Origin of the sequence: Enterococcus sp. 7F3_DIV0205, assembly GCF_002141365.2 — a bacterium.
GTDB lineage: Bacteria > Bacillota > Bacilli > Lactobacillales > Enterococcaceae > Enterococcus_L > Enterococcus_L palustris.
The window spans coordinates 1,945,686-1,969,454 of sequence record NZ_CP147244.1 but is presented as its reverse complement, the minus strand read 5'-3'; the positions used below and the strand labels follow the sequence as shown (position 1 = coordinate 1,969,454).

The 23,769-nt window shown below is 35.6% G+C and carries 23 protein-coding genes and 1 riboswitch; of the genes, 21 read left to right on the top strand and 2 right to left on the bottom strand.

The window, feature by feature from the left end; all coding sequences use genetic code 11:
• The first annotated feature begins 29 nt into the window (after window positions 1–29).
• From A5821_RS09325 to A5821_RS09280, 10 genes are all read left to right on the top strand, one after another.
• On the top strand, window positions 30–1,463 hold the full coding sequence (locus A5821_RS09325) for a 6-phospho-beta-glucosidase (RefSeq protein WP_086314259.1): 1,434 nt from the start codon (window positions 30–32) through the stop codon (window positions 1,461–1,463).
• Window positions 1,464–1,479: 16 nt separating this feature from the next.
• The gene (locus tag A5821_RS09320) at window positions 1,480–2,301 is read left to right on the top strand and encodes a histidine phosphatase family protein (protein WP_086314258.1); all 822 of its coding nucleotides are present in this window, start codon (window positions 1,480–1,482) and stop codon (window positions 2,299–2,301) included.
• Window positions 2,302–2,433: 132 nt separating this feature from the next.
• Window positions 2,434–3,195, top strand: coding sequence for a tyrosine-protein phosphatase (locus A5821_RS09315; protein WP_170922986.1), 762 nt, complete (start codon window positions 2,434–2,436; stop codon window positions 3,193–3,195).
• Window positions 3,196–3,222: 27 nt separating this feature from the next.
• Window positions 3,223–3,705 (top strand): nucleoside deaminase, encoded by a 483-nt coding sequence (locus A5821_RS09310; RefSeq protein ID WP_086314257.1) that lies wholly within the window; start codon window positions 3,223–3,225, stop codon window positions 3,703–3,705.
• 170 nt (window positions 3,706–3,875) lie between these two features.
• Window positions 3,876–4,193 carry a cupin domain-containing protein gene (locus A5821_RS09305; RefSeq protein ID WP_086314256.1) on the top strand — a complete coding sequence of 106 codons (318 nt, stop codon included), beginning with the start codon at window positions 3,876–3,878 and terminating at the stop codon, window positions 4,191–4,193.
• 22 nt (window positions 4,194–4,215) lie between these two features.
• Entirely contained in the window at window positions 4,216–5,853 is a 1,638-nt protein-coding gene (locus A5821_RS09300) for a peptide ABC transporter substrate-binding protein (protein WP_086314255.1), read from the top strand.
• Window positions 5,854–5,985: 132 nt separating this feature from the next.
• Window positions 5,986–6,702: a DUF1003 domain-containing protein gene (locus A5821_RS09295; protein WP_086314254.1), complete on the top strand. Its 717-nt coding sequence runs from the start codon at window positions 5,986–5,988 to the stop codon at window positions 6,700–6,702.
• Window positions 6,695–7,231, top strand: coding sequence for a GrpB family protein (locus tag A5821_RS09290; protein ID WP_086314253.1), 537 nt, complete (start codon window positions 6,695–6,697; stop codon window positions 7,229–7,231). The genes A5821_RS09295 and A5821_RS09290 overlap by 8 nt, the downstream gene beginning before the upstream one ends.
• A 9-nt stretch (window positions 7,232–7,240) precedes the next feature.
• Window positions 7,241–7,699 (top strand): GNAT family N-acetyltransferase, encoded by a 459-nt coding sequence (locus A5821_RS09285; protein ID WP_086314252.1) that lies wholly within the window; start codon window positions 7,241–7,243, stop codon window positions 7,697–7,699.
• Between the two features lie 477 nt (window positions 7,700–8,176).
• Window positions 8,177–8,608, top strand: coding sequence for a hypothetical protein (locus tag A5821_RS09280; protein ID WP_086314251.1), 432 nt, complete (start codon window positions 8,177–8,179; stop codon window positions 8,606–8,608).
• Between the two features lie 159 nt (window positions 8,609–8,767).
• Here the strand turns inward: A5821_RS09280 and A5821_RS09275 are convergent, their stop codons facing one another.
• On the bottom strand, window positions 8,768–9,103 hold the full coding sequence (locus A5821_RS09275) for a hypothetical protein (RefSeq protein WP_086314250.1): 336 nt from the start codon (window positions 9,101–9,103) through the stop codon (window positions 8,768–8,770).
• 317 nt (window positions 9,104–9,420) lie between these two features.
• On the opposite strand from A5821_RS09275, the gene A5821_RS09270 reads away from it, so the two are divergent.
• From A5821_RS09270 to A5821_RS09220, 11 genes are all read left to right on the top strand, one after another.
• On the top strand, window positions 9,421–10,110 hold the full coding sequence (locus A5821_RS09270; RefSeq protein ID WP_086314249.1) for a winged helix family transcriptional regulator: 690 nt from the start codon (window positions 9,421–9,423) through the stop codon (window positions 10,108–10,110).
• Window positions 10,111–10,436: 326 nt separating this feature from the next.
• Entirely contained in the window at window positions 10,437–13,793 is a 3,357-nt protein-coding gene (locus tag A5821_RS09265) for an isopeptide-forming domain-containing fimbrial protein (protein WP_086314248.1), read from the top strand.
• 21 nt (window positions 13,794–13,814) lie between these two features.
• The gene (locus A5821_RS09260) at window positions 13,815–14,168 is read left to right on the top strand and encodes an LPXTG cell wall anchor domain-containing protein (protein WP_086314247.1); all 354 of its coding nucleotides are present in this window, start codon (window positions 13,815–13,817) and stop codon (window positions 14,166–14,168) included.
• Window positions 14,165–14,974, top strand: a complete 810-nt coding sequence (locus A5821_RS09255; protein WP_086314246.1) for a WxL domain-containing protein — start codon at window positions 14,165–14,167, stop codon at window positions 14,972–14,974. Before A5821_RS09260 ends, A5821_RS09255 begins: the two co-directional genes overlap by 4 nt.
• Window positions 14,975–15,025: 51 nt before the next feature.
• A complete protein-coding gene (locus A5821_RS09250) occupies window positions 15,026–15,799 on the top strand; it encodes a WxL domain-containing protein (protein ID WP_086314245.1) in 774 nt (257 codons plus the stop codon).
• Between the two features lie 113 nt (window positions 15,800–15,912).
• Window positions 15,913–16,983: a DUF916 and DUF3324 domain-containing protein gene (locus A5821_RS09245; RefSeq protein WP_086314244.1), complete on the top strand. Its 1,071-nt coding sequence runs from the start codon at window positions 15,913–15,915 to the stop codon at window positions 16,981–16,983.
• Between the two features lie 78 nt (window positions 16,984–17,061).
• Window positions 17,062–17,724 (top strand): hypothetical protein, encoded by a 663-nt coding sequence (locus A5821_RS09240; RefSeq protein ID WP_086314243.1) that lies wholly within the window; start codon window positions 17,062–17,064, stop codon window positions 17,722–17,724.
• A gap of 12 nt (window positions 17,725–17,736) precedes the next feature.
• Window positions 17,737–18,435, top strand: a complete 699-nt coding sequence (lepB, locus tag A5821_RS09235) for a signal peptidase I (protein WP_249921849.1) — start codon at window positions 17,737–17,739, stop codon at window positions 18,433–18,435.
• Between the two features lie 150 nt (window positions 18,436–18,585).
• Window positions 18,586–18,727, top strand: a riboswitch (SMK box riboswitch).
• Window positions 18,725–19,912 carry a methionine adenosyltransferase gene (metK, locus tag A5821_RS09230; RefSeq protein WP_086314242.1) on the top strand — a complete coding sequence of 396 codons (1,188 nt, stop codon included), beginning with the start codon at window positions 18,725–18,727 and terminating at the stop codon, window positions 19,910–19,912. Its footprint overlaps the riboswitch before it by 3 nt.
• 602 nt (window positions 19,913–20,514) lie before the next feature.
• Window positions 20,515–21,978 (top strand): MDR family MFS transporter, encoded by a 1,464-nt coding sequence (locus A5821_RS09225; RefSeq protein ID WP_086315725.1) that lies wholly within the window; start codon window positions 20,515–20,517, stop codon window positions 21,976–21,978.
• 244 nt (window positions 21,979–22,222) lie between these two features.
• A complete protein-coding gene (locus tag A5821_RS09220; protein ID WP_086315726.1) occupies window positions 22,223–23,011 on the top strand; it encodes an alpha/beta hydrolase in 789 nt (262 codons plus the stop codon).
• A gap of 51 nt (window positions 23,012–23,062) precedes the next feature.
• Here the strand turns inward: A5821_RS09220 and A5821_RS09215 are convergent, their stop codons facing one another.
• Window positions 23,063–23,710: a TetR/AcrR family transcriptional regulator C-terminal domain-containing protein gene (locus tag A5821_RS09215; protein ID WP_086315729.1), complete on the bottom strand. Its 648-nt coding sequence runs from the start codon at window positions 23,708–23,710 to the stop codon at window positions 23,063–23,065.
• Between the last annotated feature and the right edge of the window lie 59 nt (window positions 23,711–23,769).

Genomic DNA, 23,769 nt, shown 5'->3' with positions numbered 1-23,769 from the left:
TGCAGGTTTGGAAAGAAAGGAATTTTGAAATGGCATTTAGAAAAGACTTTTTATGGGGCGGCGCAACAGCTGCCAATCAATGTGAAGGTGGCTATAACGAAGGCGGACGTGGGTTAGCGAACGTAGATCTTGCCCCTGTTGGACCAGATCGTTTCCCAGTAATCACTGGTGAAAAGAAAATGTTTGCTTTTGATGACGAACATTTTTACCCAGCCCAAAATGCAATCGACATGTACCATCGCTATAAAGAAGATATCGCGTTGTTTGGCGAAATGGGCTTTAAAACCTACCGTTTATCGATCGCTTGGAGCCGTATTTTCCCTCTGGGAGACGAAACAGAGCCGAATGAGGAAGGGTTGAAGTTCTATGAAGATTTGTTCAAAGAATGCCGCAAACACAATATAGAACCCCTTGTAACCATCACTCACTTTGATTGTCCTATGCACTTAGTGGAAAAATATGGTGCATGGCGCAGTCGTGAAATGGTTGGCTTTTACGAAAATCTATGTAATGTGATTTTCAATCGTTATAAAGGCTTAGTAAAATATTGGTTAACATTCAACGAAATCAATATGATTTTACACGCACCATTTATGGGGGCTGGTCTTTATTTTGAAGAAGGCGAAAACAAAGAACAAGTCAAATACCAAGCAGCTCATCACGAATTATTAGCAAGTGCGATCGCAACGAAAATCGCTCATGAAGTTGATCCAGAAAACCAAGTCGGCTGTATGTTAGCGGCTGGGACAAACTATGCGTATACGTGTAAACCAGAAGATGTTTGGGCAGCGCGTAAAGCAGACCGTGAGAATTTCTTCTTTATCGATGTCCAATCTCGCGGGGAGTATCCAGCCTACGCTCTTAAAGAATTAGAACGCGAAGGCATTGAATTACCGATTGAGGATGGAGATCTAGAACTACTAAAAGAACACACAGTCGATTTTATTTCATTCTCGTATTATTCATCACGTGTACAATCGACGGATCCAGCGATCAACGAAAAAACAGCTGGCAATATTTTTGCCTCAGTGAAAAACCCATACTTGGAAGCAAGTGAATGGGGCTGGCAGATCGATCCACTAGGCTTGCGTACAACAATGAATGACTTATATGATCGTTACCAAAAACCATTATTTATCGTTGAAAATGGCTTAGGAGCAGTGGATACACCAGATGAAAACGGCAATGTGATCGATGATTATCGTATTGAATACCTGGCAGCACATATCCAAGCGATGAAAGATGCGGTAGAGCTAGACGGAGTTGATTTACTAGGTTATACAACATGGGGCTGTATCGATTTAGTTTCTGCTGGAACAGGTGAAATGAAGAAACGTTATGGCTTTATCTATGTCGATCGTGATAACGAAGGCAATGGTACGTTGAAACGTTCGAAGAAAAAATCATTTGACTGGTATAAAAAAGTCATTGCGACAAATGGGGAAGATTTAACGAACGCATAGAAAAGGTGGGAATAAAATGAAAAAGCTAACAAAACTGGTAGGGGTTTTAATGTTAGGATTATTAATAGTTACAGGGTGCGGTAATGGTAACGCAAAAAAAGAGGACACATCAACTGCTAAACAAACACCAGAAGAATTGACATTATATATCGTCCGCCATGGGAAAACAATGTTGAACACCACTGATCGTGTTCAAGGATGGTCGGATGCTGTTTTAACTAAAGCGGGCGAAGAAGTCGTAACAGCAGCTGGTATTGGTTTGAAAGATATTGATTTTCAAAATGCGTACAGTAGTGATAGTGGTCGTGCCATTCAAACAGCTAATCTAATCGTAAAAGAAAACACAAAATCATCTGATTTAAAAGTCATTACAGATGAACGATTAAGGGAATTCAACTTTGGAACCTATGAAGGTGATTTGAACCACACTATGTGGCAAGATATTGCAGATGATCAAGGGATTACCTTAGAGGAATTTTTGAAAAATATGACACCAGAATCTTTTGCCAATAGCGTAGCTAAACTAGATGCTAAAAATGTAGAAGAAGCTAAAATCAACTGGCCGGCAGAAGATTATAAAACAATTACGACAAGGCTGAAAGCAGGTCTAGATGAAATCGTTGAAAAAGAAATGAAAAATGAAGGCTCAGGCAATGTTTTGATTGCTTCACACGGACTAAGTATTTCTGCATTACTTGATACATTGTTTGACGACTTTAAGATTCCAGAAGGAGGCTTAAAAAACGCAAGTGTTTGTACAGTAAAATATAAAGATGGAAAATACACATTAGATAAAGTCAATGATCTAAGTTATGTTGAGGCAGGACAAAAAAAGTAGAATAAAATTAAGCTGCAGAGAATAGTCTTATTATCAAAGTCAGCTTCATTTATGCAAAAATTCGATCAAAGAAACATTTTTGATCGAATTTTGTGTATAATAAGAACAAAAAGAAGGAAAAGGGATAAAATTATGGTGACTATTACAAATTTCCGTGATATCGGCGGAATCAAAAACAAAGAAGGCAAACAAGTTAAAAAGAATGTTTTTCTAAGATCAGGAGAGCTATCAAATTTAACAAAAGATGATGAGCAACGTTTAGAAGCGAACTATCGTTTAGGGAAAATCATCGATTTGAGAAGTGAAGCTGAGGTAGAAGAAAGACCTGATATGTCTGTTCCTAAAGCAGAATATATCCATATTGATATTCTGGAGGATATCCAAGATGAAGGAGCTTCAATCGAGGATTTTGTTAAAATTGGATCACCAGAAAAGTCAGCTTCTTATATGGAAAAATTATATGCAGATATTGCTTTAAACACAACTTCACAAAAGGGATACAATAAATTTTTTGAAGAAATCTTAGCTTTGCAAAAACAAGAAAGCATTTTATTCCATTGTTTTGCTGGAAAAGATCGTACAGGAATTGCAGCTTTATTAGTATTAGAAACACTAGGTGTACCGAGAGAAGCAATTTATGCAGATTATCTATTAACAAATGAGTTAAGAAAAAAAGAAAATGCTCAAATTTTAGAACAAGCAAAGAAAGTGCAACTGGAAGCTGCTAATTTAGAAGCATTGCATGTTGCTTTAAATGTAGATAGCAGTTATTTGGATAATTTCTATCAGACTGTAGAAGCGCAGTATGGTGATATTTCAACCTATTTAAAACAAGCAATTGGTGTTGATAAAGAGATGAAAGAAACATTGAATCATCGTTTTGTGTTAAATTAGAACGTATGGAAAGAAAAGGAGTTAGTTATGACAAACAATCAGCATATTGACTTATTAAAGCGCTGTGTCGACATTTCACGCAATGCTCGAGAACATGGCAATACCCCTTTTGGTGCATTATTAGCAGATAAAGAGGGAAACATTCTTTTAGAACAAGAGAATATTGAAATTACAGAAAATATATGTACAGGACACGCAGAAACCACTTTAGCAGCAAAGGCTTCACAGAAATATAGCAAAGAATTTTTATGGGAGTGCACGTTGTATACGACGGCTGAACCCTGTGCAATGTGTACGGGAACAATCTATTGGGGCAATATCGGAACGATTGTATATGCAATGACCGAAAAACGATTACTGGAACTAACTGGTGACAATGAACAAAATCCAACCTTTGATCTGCCTTCAAAAGAAATATTAAGCCATGGACAAAAAAATATCCAAGTGATTGGGCCATTTCCAGAAGTGGAACAAGTTGCTGCTGCAGTTCATCAAGGTTATTGGAATTAATTGAAAATGTAGAAATGATTCGTTTTTTTGAATCATTTCTGTTTTTTTATTTTATAAATCAATTAAAAAGTAAAAAGTCAGAATTTTCTAAAATGTTATTGACTTATGAGTGAGTTAAGGCAATAATAGATAAAATCACCTATAAAAAATAGAAGGAGCTGGTATAAATAATGATCATCAAACCATCGCTATCGCAAGAAATGACGATTTTTTTCGATGCAGAAAATCAGCCGAATGAAAATGTTCAGATGGGCGTAATTGTCCTACAACCAGGAGAAAAAAGACCATTAGAAGGATTTGCAAGACATGATCAAGATGAGTATTCTTATGTTGTTTCGGGAGAAGCTCATACGATTTTAGAAGACGGTCAAGATTTAATAGGAAAACCTGGCGATGCTCAATTGATCGAATCAGGAGAAGGACATATCAACTACAATGACGGGGAAGAAGCGGCAGTTGTCGTTTGGATGTTAGTTGAACGCATATAAAACAAACATAGGGGAGAAACGTATGAAAAAAATAGTCAAATCAGTCATTGGATTAGCAGTGATAATGACCATCATTTCGGGATGTTCTGGTGGTAAAGAAGCAAAACAAACACAAGAAATGAGACCATTGAATTTAATGTCACCTTCAGAATTAACTACGTTAGATACGTCTGTTATGCTGGATTTTCCAGATGCAATCGTCCAAACGGCAGCTTTTGAAGGGTTGTACGCACTGGATGATAAAGATCAACTAATTCCAGCAGCTGCAAAAGAAATGCCTAAAATTTCTGAAGATGGTAAAACTTATACAATCAAGTTAAGAGAGGATGCTAAATGGAGTAATGGTGATCCAGTGACAGCAGCAGATTTTGAATATGCTTGGAAAAAAATGATTGACCCTAAAAATGGGTTTGTTTATAGTTTCTTAGTAGTAGATACGATTTTAAATGGGGAAGAAATTTCAGAAGGCAAAAAAGCTGTGGATGAACTTGGAGTCAAAGCAATTGATGATCAAACACTAGAAGTAAAGCTAAAAGAAGCAAAACCATATTTTACCTCAGTTCTTGCTTTTCCAACATTTTTCCCGCAAAATCAAAAATTCGTTGAAAAAATGGGAACGGATTACGGAACAACGAGTGAAAATGTTGTTTATAATGGACCATTTACTGTAGAAAACTGGAAACAAACAGATTTAAGTTGGGATCTAAAGAAAAATGAAACATACTGGGATCAAGCAAATGTAAAATCGGATAAAATCCATTATGAAGTAGTTAAAGAAGCATCAACTGCAATGAATCTTTTTGAAGATGGGCAGCTCGATGTAGCGACCATCACAGGAGAATTAGCGAAACAAAATCAAAGCAATCCAAACTATTATTCTTACCCAACAGCAACGATGAACTATATTCGTTTGAATCAAAAACGTAAAGACAAAGATACTCCTTTAAAAAATGAAAATCTAAGAAAAGCCTTAGCTCTGGGAATTGATAAAGAAAACTTAGTCAATAATATTATTGCAGATGGATCAAAGCCATTATATGGCGCTATTACCAAAGGCTTTGTAAGTAATCCTGAGACAGGTGTAGACTTCAGGGAAGAAGCTGGAGATTTGATGACTTATAATAAAGAAGAGGCACTGAAATATTGGGCATTAGCCAAAAAAGAGTTAGGCGAGAAAATTACGCTTGATTTAATGGTAACAGACGATGGCTCTTACAAAAAAATGGGTGAAAGTCTTCAAGGCAGTTTAGAAAAACTATTTGATGGTTTGACAATCAATATGACAGCATTACCAACTGAGACAGCATTGAATCTTAGTCGTGAGAGTGACTATGATATGTTCTTGATTTACTGGACACCAGATTATCAAGATCCGATTTCTACACTGAATATGTTGCGGACAGGAAATGATCGTAATTATGCCAATGAAAAATATGATGCCTTGTTAGATGATGCCTCACAAAAATATGCGACTGATCTAGAAAAACGCTGGGAAACATTGATCGCCGCTGAAAAAGAAGGCCTTGAAACTACAGCAGGAATGATTATTATCAGCCAAAATCAGCAATCAGTTTTACAAAATGAAGACGTTAAAGGACTAAATTATCATACATTTGCATCGCCGTTAACCTTAAAAAATGTATACAAAAGTACTAAATAATAATAGCGCTAAAAGCCTTTCAAAAAGAAAGGCTTTTTTAGTCATATTAATATCTGAAATTGCTTTCTCGTTGTATGATAAGATTATAAAAAAAATCTATTGATATCAAATAAGAAAGAGGAGTGGAGTCGATTGGTTAAACATGCACATGATAAACATGTTGATAATAACGAAATACTGTTAAAAAATGTGGAAGAAGAAATTCGACAATTTATTTTAAATCAACGTCCTGATTTAACAGAGGATTCAGCAGTTTTTTTCCCAGAGCTTTTAAATTACCGTTTAGACTATATAAAGACAATGATCAAAAGTGATTCACAGACCATGGAGAAGCTGAATGAAACAATCGTTCAAAATATCAAAGACAATGAGACGATTTCCAATAATCTAAATACGACTGTGGAGAAAAATTTGACATTAGGGCAAAAAACAGCTGATAGTATAGCAAAATTCGGGGGAAGTTGGCCATTTATTTTCTTATTTATTGCGGTGTTAGTTATCTGGATCATTATTAATTCGACTCAATTGTTGGGAAAACCATTTGATAGTTATCCATTTATTTTATTAAATTTAGCCTTATCCTGTTTAGCTGCAATTCAAGCACCAGTTATCATGATGAGCCAAAATCGTCAAGAAGCCAGAGATCGGGAACAGGCAAACAATGACTATAAAGTAAATTTGAAAGCAGAAATAGAAGTAAACTTGTTACATGAAAAAATGGATTATCTGATCAATAGTCAATGGCAGCACTTAGTACAGATGCAGCATCTACAAATTGAATTGCTAAGTGAGTTACAGGAACAAATCAATGAATTAAGTGAAAGAAAGCGAGCGGACGAAGATGAGTAGGAAAGTAGAAGTGATAACCGCTCAAAAAAATTGGAAGGAGAAATTTAAACAAGAAAAAATGCTCTTAGAAAGAATTTTTACGAAACAAATAGTCTCGGTCAATCACATTGGTAGTACAGCAATTAGAAATAGTAAAGCAAAACCTGTGATCGATATTTTAATGGTTGTCAAAGAGCTTCAAAAAGTAGATGCATTTGATCAAGTGATGCAAAAAAATGGTTACGATTGTCTTGGTGAAAATGGCATTCCAGAGCGGCGCTTTTTCAGTAAAGGAGGAGCTAATAGAAGCCATCATCTTCATGTATTTCAAGAAGGAAATAAAGAAATCTCACGTCATTTGATATTCAGAGATTTCATGAATGACCATCCACTAGAAGTAATAGAGTACAGCCAATTAAAACTAGAATTAGCGAATCAATTTCCTTATGATATTGATTCGTATTGTAATGGAAAAGATGCTTTTATCAAAGAAATCGATGTAAAAGCAAAGATATGGTATGATAAAAAACAAAACGACAATAAGATTTAGGAGAATAACATGAATGATCATCAGGCAACCAAAAATGAGTACGATAAGCTCGTAGAAATTTGGGCACGATCTGTAAAAAAAACACATGATTTTTTACAAATAGAAGATTTTGAAAGGATCAAAAGAGACCTACCAACCTATTTTCCGCACCTAGATGTAAGAGTTTGGACGGATGACAGTGAGATTATTGGTTTTTCTGGCGTAGATGGAGATAAATTAGAAATGCTTTTTCTGGATCCAATATTTATTGGCAAAGGCTATGGTAAACAGATAATAATGACTTTATTTAAAGATAGTGCTATTCAATTTGTTGATGTCAATGAACAAAACCAGTCTGCAAGAACATTCTATCAAGCGATGGGGTTTGAGGAAATGGCTAGAACAGAAGTTGATGAAGCAGGAAGACCATATCCTATTTTACATTTAAAAAAAAGAGACCATTTCAAACTGTCTAACTCTGAGAAATAAGCTGGATCATTTTCTTAGGAAATTTTATCCGTTGTTTTTCATTCAAATGCTTCATAAAAGACAATAAAAAATCTATTTTCCCTTTTTAAAGCTATTATAATCTTGTTGGCGAGTGTTATTATTTCATCTATACATTAATAATGTGTATAATTCTAATTAAGCACTTTATTCAGGTTTTTTATTAGTTCTAATCAGAAAAGCCTCTTATTTTAGAAAAAATGGATAATAAAAAAAATCGGTAAAATAATTTTATAGAAATAATTATATATGAATAAAAAGAGCTTGATTCCCTTATAAACACTGAGGGATGGGCTTTTTTTTTTGTTTAAAAGTAGAAAAAAAATAGACATAGGAATGAAAAAAATGACAAAAAAATTCCAATTTAATAGCATATTACTTGATATAAGAGATTGAGAGATACTATAATAAACATAAGTCAGCGGTTTTAGCTGCTTAGTTATGGGAGGAGAGAGCATTATGTTTAGTTATACAGATATGATTTTGTCAGTAATGCAACGAGTTGAAGTCTACAATGAGATTTTTAATGCCATTTCTAAGGAAGTACAAGAGAACAGCTGTAGTCAAGCCATTAACAGAAGGGGCAAAGATACGTATGCATTTTGCCGAACTAATGTTAATCGATTCTTTGTGGAAGAAGCAAGTTTTAGAAAAAACTTAGTATTTTATGGCGAAAAAGAAGCAACAAAAATCTTGTTAGAAGGCTTAGATACCTATAAAGAAGGAATCTACTTTTGGCTGGAAGCATTAAACGACAAATGTGAAGTAATTGATGAAATCAAATACAAACGTGGGTTAAATAGTACTGAAAGTTCATTTAGATTGATCAACCAAGCCTGTAAAGAAGCTTGTGGTGGTATTCAAAGTGCACATAGCGTACATAAAATGTGATTGAAGACTATCATAATAGGACATGAGATAAATAATATTTAATTTCTTTTTCAAAAAAACTAGTTAAACGAACTATAGAAGGTAATATGCATTATATGATTTTCATTTCATTCATTTTGTTTAATTAAAATAAAAAAACTAAAATACCAAGACAATTACTTATTGAGTCTTGGTATTTTTTGCTGCTTGTATGAATTTTTCAATCAAGTTATCTAATGCACTATCGATTTCATGGGCATTTAGAGTATCTCTATCTAAAAACAATGGTGGAGAAGAATACATATCAATTAATTTTGTTCCTATTAGCTTAGTTTTATTCAGCGAAACGGTAATTTGAGGATGAGCAATTGTATCTCCGCAAGGACCAGCTATTAGATAAGCGAACTCCACTGTATGGTCATCAATCGTTCGAATTCTGTAATAACCATCAATAATAAATTTTTTTTCCTCAGTAAAAATGTTCATTAACTCATAGATCGTTTTTTTTAAAGTCATGTTTGCACTCCTTTTAAATTATTCTATCATACTTTCACTTAGCTGATTAACTTTCAATAAAATTAAAATCAGTGTCATAAACGATATAATTCTGACATAATTCTCAAATATTTAAGTTATATATCAAAAAAGTGATAAAAAAAAGATTGAATTTGTGTAGACTTAGCAATTGAAATGAATTAAACTTATTTTAGTTTTGAAATATATAAAAATTATATCTTATTTATAACCATTTGCATTTTTTTATGAAAATTAAAATACAAAAGTTTAATAGAAAAGGTCAATTTTCTAACAAAAATTATAAAGGGGAACACCGCATGTACAACATAGGCTTTGTCATACTTGGTAACACAGAGGAGCAACAATACATAGAGTCATTAAAAAGTGAGCAGTTAAAGGTAACAGTACTCGATAAAAATGAAGCGATTGAAACAACAGAACAATATGAAGGGATTGTTATCAAGGAACATCATTCGCAAAATATCAGTTCGATTTGTGAGTTGATCATTTTGTTGAAGAAAAATTATGACACCTTTATTTGGGTGATTTCAGAGAGAGCTAATAAAATGAATCATATCGTGTATTTGCAACTTGGGGCAGATGGAATACTTGATAATGACTATGAAACGGAAGAGTCAAAATTACTAATGTTAAATGCTTTGAACAGATATAATCGGACATATTCAATTACTGAAGAACGTGGAGGAAAATCGAGACCTGATTCGGGAATACAATTACGTCCTTGTAATTTTAGTGTCCTATTAAATGGGAAAGAGATCAGCTTGACAAAACTAGAATTTAAAACAATTGAATTTTTACAGACACAACAAGGTGTGGCCGTTTCATATGAGGAGATTTACAAAAATGTCTGGGAAAATGAAGGCAATGATAAGCAGTACCGAGTATCGAATTTGATTTTCCATTTAAGGCAAAAAATTGAAAAAGATGCTGCGCATCCTAAATATATTAAAACAGTACGCTCAAAGGGCTATAAGTTAATGGTATAAATTTTTTTCTAATTGAGTAGATACATAAGTATGTCATGGCGGTCGTCCCTAAAAAGACGATGACGGTGACGAAAACAAAATATGTTTTCTCTTTTTCAAGCCAACTGTTGATCATAACAAAATAGAGAAAATCAGTGCTCGTTTACTAATAGCCATATAGAGAACAGCCATTCTCCATGGAATAGTAAAAAGAAATGAACGCTAATTTTCCCCTGCATTGTGAATGTATCAAAAATTTAAACAATTGGCAAGAAAAATAGAAATAGATTGTATGTTCTTTTAAGACAGACATACAAAAAATTGTTTTGGGGAGGAGTTGAGAATATATGAAAATCGGAAAAAAGTCTTATTTTATTGGACTAGGTCTTTTTCTACTCAGTGTGTTAGTGGTTATTTTATTTAACAGCTCTAACAAAATTAAAGCAGCTGAGGAACCTTTGATAGGGAGTAGTGATTCCTTTAGTTTGTTGAAAACCGAAGAAGATCTGCATAATCAAGAAACGATTACTATATCTCAAATGGAAGCGTATATGGATGGGACTAATTATCAGCCAGCTCAGAAAAAAATTGAGAATAAAATCACTGGAAGCATGACAAATGAACAATATCAAACACAATATGCTGATTTGAATGCTCAGCAAAATCAGGCATGGAACGCTCAATATAATTTCCGACCGGATACTAATGCGGTCCATGTATCAACTTGGGCTGAGTTTAGGTCAGCTTTTGAGAATAATAAAGTCTCAAAAATTATTCTTGATGCAGATATTTATTATGCTACAGCGATTGCTATTTCTAGAGCAGAATCAATTGAAATAGATGGACAAGGACATCTACTTGAGATGAGAAACGGTTCTATCAATGTCGATGATTTAAGTTCTTTGGCAAACTTTGGTAAAGCATTTTCAGATGTACCAGTGTTCCATATGCATGATATCCAAATTGCGAATAATACTGGCTATGGAGCGTTAGAGGGAAACCTTGGAACAGCTTGGTCATTTGTCAATGGTAAAGGTCAATGGGGAACAGGCGGCTCAACTGGTTCAAATAGAAGGTTATGGCGATACAGAATTGGAAATATCTACACTCCTTATGACACTAGCAAAAAAAATGACAACCAACGTGTTGGTGGACGTTTAATCAGTGCTCCTCGTGCTGAGATCAGTATGTATGGATACAATATTATTGTAACAGGTGCAGAAAATTTCTATACAGGTGGAATGACATTTGAACCTAGTACTTTTTATAAAGGTACGAATGCTGAGTATGATTACTCCGTAGTTTGGTTTATGGATAACACTGGTAAAAATGGTGACACTGATTCCACTGGGACAAGGAAGTTTGATATTGGAGAAGGTAGTTTTGTGTATTTAAATTACACGGCTAACGGAACTAATTATCCGGCTGTATATAATTTCTTTGATGAACTAAGGGTTGGGAAAAATGCAACTTATAATGCAAACATGCCAGGATCTGCAGCATACTTTAATGTGGATGATGCTAGTTTTATAGCCGAAGAAGGTTCGACCGTCAATTTGCTTTCTCGTGCGGGCAGCCGTGCTACCGTTCAATCTGGTGCAGTAAATGCTACTAACGCAGGTTCACAAGCGAACCCTAAAAATACGAAATATGAGTTTAAACCGAAATCCAATGTTTTTATTGTTGGGAATAATAATGGCGGGGTAGTTGCCTATAACTCAACAAATGGAGGAAACCAGTTTATATTTGATAGTCCGGAGTCATTTGATATTCGGAATTCGTATAACAGTACTACAACATCGAATGCTTTTCTTGGTGATACTACGTCGAATAGAGGAACAAATAGTTTCACTATAAAAAATTCTGATATATCAATTTGGAACAATCAAGCCGCCATCGATGGTTCTCCAACGTATGATTATTCAAACGTTGCAGATTTCACAGTAACGAATGCTTCTGCTAATGGAGGTGTTACGAGTTCTGATCCAACACTTCAAAGTCAATATATTCGTCCGAACTTTAAACGGATTTCAGGAATGAATAGTACGCCTGAATTAACATGGACACCCGTAACAGATGCAGATTTTGATCAACGCACGCGCATTTTGATTGGGTATACGGCTGTTGGTGGTAGTGATCCGTTTGATGAAGATGGTAATGCTAAAACAAAACCAGTTTATGCAGATAGCGTACGTAAGGCGTATGTCGATTTCACAGATACTCTAGGAAATACCTATACAGGAACAAGTACAGATGATAACTATGTACATTGGAAAAAAGCCAATCACGTGATACCAGGATTTCAACTTGCCAAACAAGATATGTTTGGAACACCTTATCGTGCATCATTTGTCAATAATGTTTTGACTCCTTACCGAATCGGGGAAAAGACGCAAACAACAGTAATTGATGTCACGCCACCTGAACCAGCAGTTGTTACAGGTGGGAAAGTGACCAATGGAATGAAGCAATTGATTGGTAAAGATGCTGAACCAAATGCAAAAATCTACGTTGATCTCAATGGCACACGTCAAACAACTGTAGGGACAGTCAATGAAGATGGTACATGGGCATATAACTTACCTAGATATTTAAATACAGGTGAAACAGTCCAAATTTTCTTAGAAGATAATGCTGGGAAAATTACAGAGATTCTGGATCCTGCTGTACCGTCAACCAATAATACTAATGGAAATATCAATCCAGCAACAGAATTGAAGTATCGTGATGCAACATTTAAACCTGCTGCGAAGTATACCGTGGAGGATGTCTTGCCTGACAAACCACTGATGGAAAAAACAGTTGTTTCTTCAGGCGGTCAAACCACGCAAGTCGGAGATACTTTGACCTATACACTGACAGCTAAAAATAATAAACCTTCCACTTATACTACTAATTGGGAAAACGTTGTAATTACAGATACGCTTCCAACAGGTTTAGACTTTGATCCAGAAACAGCAGAGATCAAAATCAATGATCGTGAGGCAATCAGTCCGACTGACTATACGTATGATGCGGATTCTCGTTTATTAACAGTTAATGTAGGGGATTTAGCAACTGGCGTAACAGCCAAAGTAACGTTTAAAACAACGGTTGCTGCTAATGCTGTAGGATCAATCATTACAAACAAAGCAAAAGCCATCGGTGAATCGCCAAGAGAAACACCATTTGTCGAAGGGGCTGTTGATCCAAATGCAAAGCGTGAGACTTATGGAGCAGAATCACTTGATGTAGATAATCCAGGTGGAGCAGTCTTTGGTGTTTTAGAGTTAGCATCTGCACCGACGGAAATTGATTTCGGCAATGTAAAATACCAAGGGAAAAAGACTCGTATAAATGCTGCCGAACATCATGGCGCTGACCTAATTGTCAAAGACAGCCGAGCTAATAAAAAAGGCTGGTCTTTAACAGCAAAAATGACGACACCAATGACAAGTACAACACCTGATACTCCAACCTATACATTGGATGGAGCACTAAAATATGTCTATAAAAATCGAGAAATCACACTAAATGGTGGTGCTCAAGATATTATGGTTCAAGATGCTGTTGTAGGCGGCGGCATTGAAGGTGCTACTTACAATATTAGTGATACATGGTCTGAATCTGGAGATGGATTTAAATTTGAGGTTTCTGCTGCCGATGTGAAGACCCTAGGTACTTATCAGGGAGAAATTCTTTGGGAATTGGGCGATACTCCATAAAAGTAAAGGAGATTCTTACGTATGAAAAAAATAATCAGCTTTTTAATACTCTCCTTTGCTTTTGTATTAACGCTAGCAATCAGTAATCCATTGAATGCTGCGGCTAATAATGGAGGAGAGGTGCAGACCAGTGGTGTAATCAGCTTTTACGAAGAGAGTTCTTCAACAGAGCCGTCAAGTACTACTGAACCTTCATCAAGTACTCAGCCATCAACTAGTTCTGAAGCAACTATAAAACCAGTTGGGCGCTACCCAAGTACTGGTGAAATGGTAAAAACGAGTCTTGTATTCAGTGGGGCAGCCTTAATCATTATCGGCTTACTACTATTTTTCTGGAAGCGTAAGAAAGAGAAAGAAGGGCGGGATAATACATGAGAAAATTAAAACAGAACATCAAATTTCTCGTTATGCCTGTTGCCGTGATTTCTGCATTAGCTCTGAATAGCGCTAATGCATTCGCAGAATCAGAATCATTGAGCGGGCCTGGAAAAATCAAATTTTCAGGCGAATACCCGCAAGAGATTGTTGATCCAGAAAAACCTGGAGAAATAGTTGATCCTGGAGAAACGCCCCAATTAAAGGGAGATTTAAGAATCGACTTTGTTCCAAAACTGGATTTTTACCAGAATAAAATTTCTGATAAAGACGAAATTTATTACGGAAATGCACAAAATTTCTTTGGTGCGACTAAACCTAGAGGGAATTTTGTACAAGTGACTGACTTGAGACAAAAACCGACAGGCTGGACCTTACAGTTGCGTCAAGAGATGCAATTTACAAACAAAGATACTGAACACAGTGAGATAAAAGGAGCCATGTTATCGCTAGATAAATCTTGGGTAAGTTCAACAAAAGATCTTAGCAATGCTCCTCAACTATCAAAAGAAATCATCAATATAGACAACGTTGGCGCTTCTTATAACTTAGCGCAAGCTAATGCTGGTCAAGGCGGGGGCACATGGACGATTTCTTTTGGGGCATCTGTAGAAAATCAGAACAACCAAAAGAATACGTTGGAACCAAGGCTTGATAAAAATGGGCAAGCAGTTCTTGATCCAGTATTTGATAACAAACCCATCTATTTGAATAAAGCTGTTTCACTATCGATACCAGGAACAACTATTGTTGATCCGGTACCTTATACTACGGTGTTAACTTGGGTATTAGCCGAGTTGCCATAAATAGAAATACAAACACACACACAAACACACAAAAACTAGGAGGAAACACACATGAAAACAAAAACATTATGTTCAGTAGCATTATTAACTTTATTAGGAGTAAGCCTAGCAGCACCAGCTGCAGCTAATGCTGAAGCAAAATCATTACCAACAAACGGTAAAATCAAATTTACAGAAGACAACGATCCTAAAGACGTTGTAGATCCAGAAGATCCAGAAAAACCAGTTGTAGATCCAAAAGAACCAATCATCGTTAACCCAGATCGTGGTTCATTCAGTATTGACGCTGTAACAGAATTAAACTTTGGTGAAGATAAAGTGAAAGCTTTTGCTTCTAACCCAGAATATTTTGCAGCAGCAATTCCAGTAACAACAGCGGATGGTGAGGTTACTCGTGGAAACTTCGTACAATTTACAGATGTACGTGGTGTTGCAAACCATAAATACAAAGTAAGCGCACAATTAACAAAACAATTTGAAGCAAATGCAAATACTGGAACATTCTTGAAATCAGCTACAATTGATTACTCAAATGCAGCAATCACATCTGCAGATCCAGCAGCTCAATGGCCAGCAACTACTGTTGCAGGATTCCAATTAGCAGCGGATGCAGCTGGAACAGGTGCTGGTTCATCAGTAGTTGTTTTAGATAACAAAGATGCTTCTAAAGGTATCGGAACATACACAATCGAGTTTGGTCAATACGGTGATGGAACTGCTGATACAACTGCAGAATCTGTTAAATTAACTGTACCAAACACAAACGTTCTATTGGCTGACGAATACACAGCTGAAATCACTTGGACAATCGCTGAAGTATTATAATTTAAACTCAATAATAAGTTAATTATAGAGCATACTTTAAGTAGTCATGTTCAAATAAATGGCGAGACAGAAAGAAAATTTCTGTCTCAGCCTTTTTAAAGAGAGGGATAGCGATGAAGAAAAAGCATCTATTATATTTAGTAGTTACAGTAATTTTAGCTGTGCTTATGCCTATAAAGACATCTGCACAAGACAACAGTAGCGGTAACGCAACTGGATTTACATATGAAACAATCAAGCCGGATAACCAAAAAAGTCAAGATGTCGGCTATTTTGATTTAAAGATGACTCCTGGACAACAACAAAACGTTAAAATCAAAATCAAAAATCTAGCTTCAGAAGAAATAGAAGTTTCAGTCAAACTGAACGGGACAAAAACAAATGCTAATGGAGTTATTGAATATGGGCCAACCACGATCAAGAAAGATAAATCATTAAAATATGATTTTGAGAATATCGTTAAAGCACCAGAAACAGTTAAAATACCTGCAAACGGTGAACAGGATGTCGACATAGAAATAACAATGCCCGAAGCATCATTTGATGGTGTGATCTCAGGTGGGATCCAACTTCAAAAAATCGAAAAAGATGAAAAATCAAAACCAAAGAAAACAGGTGTTATCAACAAATACGCTTATGTTATTGGGATGATTCTTTCAGAAACTGACAAAGAAGTTCAAGCTAATCTTGAGTTAAATAAAGTATATGCAGAATTGAATAATTTTAGAAATACATTTTTTATCAACTTCTCAAATATCGAACCAGCTTATCTCGAAAATATGTCTACACAAGTTCAGATCATGAAAGACGGCAGTGATGAAGTTCTATATGAAACAAAACGTTCTGGCATGAGAATGGCGCCAAATTCATTGATTGATTTTCCAGTTAGTATGGAAGGTGACCGAATGGTTCCGGGAGATTACCGAGCTAAAATTTTAGTAACCTCTGGTGACAAGAAATGGGAATGGGATGAAAAGTTTAAGGTTACCGATGAAGAAGCAGATAAATTCAATAATCAAGATGCTGGTTTAGAAGATGTTCAAACATTCAACTGGCAATTGATTGCAGGAATCGTGGGTGGTGTACTTGTATTAGCGATCATCGTTTTTCTTGTAATTAGAACAATCAATAAGAAAAAGCAAGCGAAGAAAAAGCAAGCAAGAAAAAAGAGACCTAAGAAATAGTGGCTGACGAAGCAGATTCTATTTTTCAGTTTAGACTGAGAGAGCTCTTTCAAACAAAAAAATTATGGAGGTAAAGAAATGACGATATTAGATTGGTTTTTTATTGTTTCTTTGTCCTTGGCAAGCATAGGAATATTGTTTGCAGGGATCTCCTTTTATCTGATGTTTAAAACGAAGAGAGCTTTAGAAAAAGTAAAAAGAACGAAAGTCAAAAAGAAAAAACAGAAACAAAAAAGACGAAAAATCAGAGATCTCAGGAATAAAAGCAAAAAGCAGCGGACATGGGGAATCGTTTTAAGTCTTCTCGTTGTAGTGTCAAGTATAACTGCAGGTTATTCTTTGTATTACCAATCCATGCATTTGAGCCAGAAAGATTCGAAGGCTGTTATTCAAGGCTATTATCTCGTGGAAAATTTTGAGAATGAATTAAAAGAAGCTAAAACAACCGAGAATGACGTAAAAGCAGGGAAAAATATTAAGTTACTCGCAGGGCAACTATCAAGCTATGGTATTTATAAAGCAACGATAAGAAATACAGAACAAGGGCAAAAAGTATTGAATAAATACTATAAATCAATGAAGGAACTAGGGATCAACGTCTCCTCACAAACAGATGGATTTTTCAAAGATGATGCTCTTTTAAATGAATTTGAAGCAGATCTCGCAACAATTAAGAAAAACCAAGCAGCGGTTGTCAGCTACTTCAAAATCAATGAAAAAGCGTTGGTAAATAAAAAATAACTCGGTGATTTTATGGAAAAAGCAACGCATAAAAAAAGAAAAAAGAAACAACCGAATCAAAGGCCGACCTCAAATAGGCAACAAAAGACAATAAAGAAAAAAACACCTATGAAAACAACTAAAGTGCTTAAAAAGCGAAAGAAAATAAATAAGAAAAAAAGAAGATTAAAGAAATTGAATGTTCTTTTTTTAGAAATAGCATTGACTTTGTTTGTGACTTTTGGCGTTGTTTATATTCTTTCTCTTTTTACATTTTCTTTTGCAAGGGTAGAAGGCTATTCTATGAGCGATACACTTGAAGATAATGACGTTGTCGTTGTCAATAAATTAGCAAAAATCAAACGGTTTGATCTTGTTTATATTCGTGTTCCTAATTCTAAAGATAAATCAATTCGAAGAATCATCGGTCGTCCGGGAGAAAGTCTGTACTATAAGAACGGTCAATTGTTTATCAATGAAGAGGAAAAAGAAGAACGTTTTATTGCAGAGTATAAAAATCAATTTGAAAAAGATGGTATGATGTTTACAGATGATTTTACGCTAAAATCATTAACAGGTGAGTCTAGGATACCTAAAGATAAATACCTGGTTTTAGGAGATAATAGACCTTATGCAACGGATAGCCGTTACTATCAGTTGGTAGATGAAAAAGAAATGATCGGTACAGTAGAAATGAGAATTTTACCGTTACATAAATTACAGAAATTTTAATAGTATAATAGAAAACACCTTATTTTTTTAGATTGATAGGTGTTTTTATTTTATAAATTAATCGTTTTTGTACCAGTAACCAAAATACGAAGAGTTTTACTTGAAAAGAATAAAAAGTAAGTTTTTTCTTGATAAATCTGTTATACTAATAAGCGTTACAAGTTCCCGAAAGGATTTGTTGTAAAATTGTAGTTTTTTCGCAGAACGATTCTTTTTGAATTGGAAGCGAACGGAGTTGCATTTTATACAAAGATGCCTTGTAACCGAATATAACTAGGGGGAATACATTATGACAGAGAGATATTTATTTACATCAGAATCTGTTTCTGAAGGACATCCAGACAAAGTTGCCGATCAAGTGAGTGACGCAATACTAGATGCGATTTTGGAACAAGATCCACTAGCCCGTGTGGCTTGTGAAACAAGTGTAACAACAGGTTTGGTTTTAGTTTTTGGAGAGATTTCTACCACAGCTTATGTAGATATCCAAAAAGTTGTTCGACAAACATTGAAAGATATTGGCTATACACGAGCTAAATATGGATTTGATGGCGATACTGTCGCAGTTCTTGTGGCAATTGATGAGCAATCACCAGATATTGCACAAGGTGTGGACGATGCACTAGAAACACGTGGTGAAAAAGATACGAAAGATGACATTGGTGCTGGAGACCAAGGCTTGATGTTTGGTTTTGCAGTTGATGAAACACCAGAATTAATGCCGTTACCGATCTCTTTAAGTCATAAACTTGTTCGTCGTTTGACGCAACTGAGAAAAGAGGAAAAGCTTCCTTATTTACGTCCAGATGCAAAATCTCAAGTGACTGTAGAATATGATGAAAATGGTAAACCACAGCGTGTAGACACCGTTGTAATCAGCACACAACATGATGAAGAAGCAACGCTGGAACAAATTCAAAAAGACGTGAAAGCCCTCGTCATTGATGAAGTGATCCCAGCCGAATTATTAGATGAAGAAACAAAATACTTTATAAATCCGACAGGTCGATTTGTTATTGGCGGACCGCAAGGCGATGCAGGTTTAACCGGACGAAAAATCATCGTCGATACCTATGGCGGTTATGCTCGTCACGGTGGCGGTGCCTTTTCTGGAAAAGATGCTACAAAAGTCGATCGTTCTGCAAGTTACGCAGCACGGTATATTGCAAAAAACATCGTTGCAGCTGGCTTAGCTGAAAAAGTTGAAGTTCAACTAGCTTATGCAATTGGTGTAGCACAACCTGTATCGATTTCGATCAATACTTTTGGAACAAGCGAAGTATCTGAAAGCAAATTGATTGCAGCTGTTCGGGAAAACTTTGACCTGCGTCCAGCAGGAATTATAGAAATGCTTGACTTGCGTCGTCCAATTTACAAACAGACGGCAGCATATGGTCATTTTGGTCGTACAGACATTGAACTACCTTGGGAGCAGACAGATAAAGTCGATGCAATCAAGAAAAGCTTGATGGAGTAAACGAGGCGGCGCTACTAATGAAAATTAGTGGCGCCGTTTTGCTGTGAAACACTGCGACTGCTACGCAGAGCAGATGTTGAACAGTACTTGGCGACCAAAGGGAGAGAAGTTACCTTACTAGTGAAACACCAAACGCTGTAATCCCAAGTAACAAATAGAAGCTAGCAACCAAAGTGCTTGAAAACACCAAACACTGTAATCCCAAGTAACAAATAGAAGCTAGCAACCAAAGTGCTTGAAAACACCAAACACTGTAATCCCAAGTAACAAATAGAAGCTAGCAACCAAAGTGCTTGAAAACACCAAACGCTGTAATCCCAAGTAACAAATAGAAGCTAGCAACCAAAGTGCTTGAAAACACCAAACGCTGTAATCCCAAGTAACAAATAGAAGTTAGCAACCAAAGTGCTTGAAAGCACCAAATGCCATAAACCAAACAACAAATAAAAGTCAACAATCAACAAAATTAGTCATGACTAGATTACAGCAAACCTAAAAAATCTGATAGTAATATAAAAGCTCGCAACAGTACCAACAAAACTCTGTAAATGAATTTATAAGTAACTTTATTAAACTAAAAAATATCAAAAGGATGGAGATACATGGAAAGAAAAACAAATGTCAAACTTGTAACAATCAGCGTTTTCGTTGCAACATTTATGACAGCAATTGAAGGGACGATCGTTTCAACCGCGATGCCGACAATCGTAGGATCATTACACGGTATGGAAATTATGAACTGGGTATTTTCTATTTATTTATTAACAAATGCGATGTTAACACCAATTTATGGTAAATTAGCAGACAAAATCGGACGTAAGCCGATATTCATGATTGGAATTATTATTTTTATTATCGGTTCGTCACTTTGCGGCTTAGCTCAAAATATGATCACCTTGATTATTGCCAGAGCAATTCAAGGAATCGGAGCAGGGGCGATCATGCCAGTTGCTTTGACGATTTTAGCAGATATTTATTCAATAGATAAACGTGCAAAAATGTTAGGTCTGAACAGTGCCGCATGGGGAATTGCCAGTATTTTTGGTCCGCTTGCAGGTGGATTTATTGTAGATACTGTTGGTTGGCATTGGATTTTCTTCATTAACGTACCAATCGGACTTGTATTGATGGGATTAATTGCTTACTTTTTAGTGGAGCCAAAAAGAGAGAAATCTAAAGTACCAATGGATATCTTGGGTAGTGTTCAGCTGATGTTTGTTTTATTAACGCTACTATTAGGTTTTCAATTAATTGGTGATGGCGGTTTTGATTTAAAAGTATTCCTATGTTTGGGAGCATCTGTTTTATTTTTCATTGGCTTTATTTTTGTGGAAAAAAGAGCAAAAGATCCAGTGATTGATTTGATGCTGTTTAAAAACTCTACTTTTGTGATTGTTAATATTGTAGCGGCTTTGATCAGTGGATTTTTGATGGGGGTAGAAGTGTATATCCCAATGTGGATGCAAGGTGTGTTAGGAAAAAGTGCAGGAATCGGTGGACTTGTTTTAGCGCCAATGTCGATTTTATGGATGGTTGGCTCCTTTGTTGCCAGTAACCTAATGGAAAAGCACTCAACGAAAAAAGTACTGACGATTGGTTTAAGCATTACGCTATTGGGTGGTATTTTCTTAGTGTTAGTTCCAGCAACGATTTCATTTGTTTGGTTCTTCGCCATTTCGTCTGTTTTAGGAGTTGGTTTTGGGATTACAATCACAACCACAACTGTGACTGCTCAAAGCAGTGTAGATCCATCTGAGATGGGAGTTGCAACGTCATTCAATACATTAGCTAGAACGATTGGTCAAACCTTGATGGTGTCGATTTTTGGTGTCATCATCAATGCTGTAACAACTTCAGAATTAGCGAAAAGTACATTGAAAGTTGACTCAGATGTGATGAATCAGCTTGTTAACCCACATACAGCTAACATGATTCCGGCAGATTTATTAAAACCATTACGCGGTATGTTGTATGCTGGACTTCATAATGTGTATCTAGTCGGAATTGGCTTGATCATACTTGCGATTATTTTAAATATAAGTGTTAAAAAGAAACTTACGAACTAGAGGAGTCGTTATTTCTTTATAAAAAATGACAATAGAATACGAACATTTGACATAAAAAGTTCATATTTACTTTGTATGATATGGATATACCAAAAGCAAACAACTTAAGTAATGTTTTTTTCATTTTTAACTCCTCCTCTGCTCGTTCTTCTAAGAAGAACGAGTTTTTTTGTTTTATATATTTAGTCAAAAAATAATCATTTTAGTGCTACAATAATAGAAAACAGAAAAAGAGGGATGTTGGATGGCTTTTTTGCAAGCGAGTATTTATTCAAATGTATTAGAAATGGAAGTATCAGTGAACGTAATTTTGCCTCAAAAAACAGAGAAAAAAATCGGTACAGCAACAAAAGGGAACGAAACAGATGTCCCTGTTATGTACTTACTTCACGGAATGGGTGGAAATCATAGTGTATGGGAACGACGAACATCGATAGAACGTTATGTCTCAGATTTAGGCTTAGCTGTGATCATGCCATCTACAGATCTTGGGTGGTATACGGATACGACCTATGAAATGAACTACTGGACGTTTATTTCTGAGGAATTACCAAATATATGTCATGAGTTATTTCCACAATTGACAACAAAAAGAGAAAAAACATTTGCGGTAGGACTTTCAATGGGGGGATATGGGGCTTTAAAACTTGGATTAGCTAAACCAGACAACTATGGAGCCGTGGCATCCTTATCTGGTGCCGTGAATCTTGCTGACAGAATAGAAGATTTATTAGCAATTAAAGGAAGAAAGTTTTGGGAAGGAATTTTTGGTCCTTTAGAAAATGTCCAAGGATCGATCAATGACCCAATGTTTTTACTTGAGCAGCTTGTTTCAAGCGGGGAACATGCACCAAATATATTTCTTTGCTGTGGGGAAGAGGACTTACTTTTACATGGAAATAAAAGAATGTCTAATGCATTGACCTCACATAATATAGAACATAGATTTGAAACAGGTCCTGGCAATCATGATTGGGTCTTTTGGGATGCCTGGATTCAACGAGTATTAGAATGGTTGCCGTTAGAGAAATAAAAATTAAAAGCGCAGACAAAAAAATGTCTACGCTTTTTTTCGTATTTACTATTAGACAAACGTATCCAAGCCATTTAAAAAGACGCGTAATGTTTTCATAAAAAAATCTTTTTGTTTTTCTTTTTGCCGATATTGAATACTTTCGCTAATATTTTTCAGCTCATGTTCTTGAACATATTGCTTCATCAAAATAATTTGCTTTTTCAAGTAGTCATCACCAGCCATGACTTTATTATATAATTTCTTTTCTTCCGAAGAGTCCATCAGCATGCCGAACAGCAAGTGTTGTAAAGAAGTGATTGTCATATAACTTAATTCTATCGAAAATCCAGCCTCATTAAGAATCCCCAGGATCGCATCAAGATTTCTTAGTCGCGATGGATAAGAAGGAATCGTTTGAATTTCGATTTCGATAGCGCAAGGGTATTGCTGGTATAGTTCATAATAATTTTCCATATAAGCATAGATTGTTTCTTTCCAGTTTTCTTTAGGTTTAGGAGCTACAAAATGATTTTCTATCTCTTCGGCCATACTTTGAAGTAATGCCTGTTTATTTTCTACATGCCAATAAATTGCTGGGGCTTGGATGTTAAGTTTTTGAGCGACTTTACGCATGGATAATTTTTCTAGTTCAGGATTTTCTCTTAATAATTGAAATGCAGCCTGAACGATTTTTTCTTTTGATAATTTTTCTTCCAAATTTCTCATCCTTTTATATAAAAAATAGAAGCTAACTCCTTGAATTTCGTTTCTAAAAA

Coding starts and splice junctions, on each gene's coding strand:
- A5821_RS09305 (WP_086314256.1), top strand. CDS start 3,876: ATGATCATCAAACCATCGCTATCGCAAGAAATGACGATTTTTTTCGAT.
- A5821_RS09260 (WP_086314247.1), top strand. CDS start 13,815: ATGAAAAAAATAATCAGCTTTTTAATACTCTCCTTTGCTTTTGTATTA.
- A5821_RS09285 (WP_086314252.1), top strand. CDS start 7,241: ATGAATGATCATCAGGCAACCAAAAATGAGTACGATAAGCTCGTAGAA.
- A5821_RS09265 (WP_086314248.1), top strand. CDS start 10,437: ATGAAAATCGGAAAAAAGTCTTATTTTATTGGACTAGGTCTTTTTCTA.
- A5821_RS09245 (WP_086314244.1), top strand. CDS start 15,913: ATGAAGAAAAAGCATCTATTATATTTAGTAGTTACAGTAATTTTAGCT.
- A5821_RS09320 (WP_086314258.1), top strand. CDS start 1,480: ATGAAAAAGCTAACAAAACTGGTAGGGGTTTTAATGTTAGGATTATTA.
- A5821_RS09240 (WP_086314243.1), top strand. CDS start 17,062: ATGACGATATTAGATTGGTTTTTTATTGTTTCTTTGTCCTTGGCAAGC.
- A5821_RS09270 (WP_086314249.1), top strand. CDS start 9,421: ATGTACAACATAGGCTTTGTCATACTTGGTAACACAGAGGAGCAACAA.
- A5821_RS09290 (WP_086314253.1), top strand. CDS start 6,695: ATGAGTAGGAAAGTAGAAGTGATAACCGCTCAAAAAAATTGGAAGGAG.
- lepB (WP_249921849.1), top strand. CDS start 17,737: ATGGAAAAAGCAACGCATAAAAAAAGAAAAAAGAAACAACCGAATCAA.
- A5821_RS09250 (WP_086314245.1), top strand. CDS start 15,026: ATGAAAACAAAAACATTATGTTCAGTAGCATTATTAACTTTATTAGGA.
- A5821_RS09255 (WP_086314246.1), top strand. CDS start 14,165: ATGAGAAAATTAAAACAGAACATCAAATTTCTCGTTATGCCTGTTGCC.
- A5821_RS09325 (WP_086314259.1), top strand. CDS start 30: ATGGCATTTAGAAAAGACTTTTTATGGGGCGGCGCAACAGCTGCCAAT.
- A5821_RS09275 (WP_086314250.1), bottom strand. CDS start 9,103: ATGACTTTAAAAAAAACGATCTATGAGTTAATGAACATTTTTACTGAG.
- A5821_RS09280 (WP_086314251.1), top strand. CDS start 8,177: ATGTTTAGTTATACAGATATGATTTTGTCAGTAATGCAACGAGTTGAA.
- A5821_RS09300 (WP_086314255.1), top strand. CDS start 4,216: ATGAAAAAAATAGTCAAATCAGTCATTGGATTAGCAGTGATAATGACC.
- A5821_RS09310 (WP_086314257.1), top strand. CDS start 3,223: ATGACAAACAATCAGCATATTGACTTATTAAAGCGCTGTGTCGACATT.
- A5821_RS09225 (WP_086315725.1), top strand. CDS start 20,515: ATGGAAAGAAAAACAAATGTCAAACTTGTAACAATCAGCGTTTTCGTT.
- metK (WP_086314242.1), top strand. CDS start 18,725: ATGACAGAGAGATATTTATTTACATCAGAATCTGTTTCTGAAGGACAT.
- A5821_RS09315 (WP_170922986.1), top strand. CDS start 2,434: ATGGTGACTATTACAAATTTCCGTGATATCGGCGGAATCAAAAACAAA.
- A5821_RS09220 (WP_086315726.1), top strand. CDS start 22,223: ATGGCTTTTTTGCAAGCGAGTATTTATTCAAATGTATTAGAAATGGAA.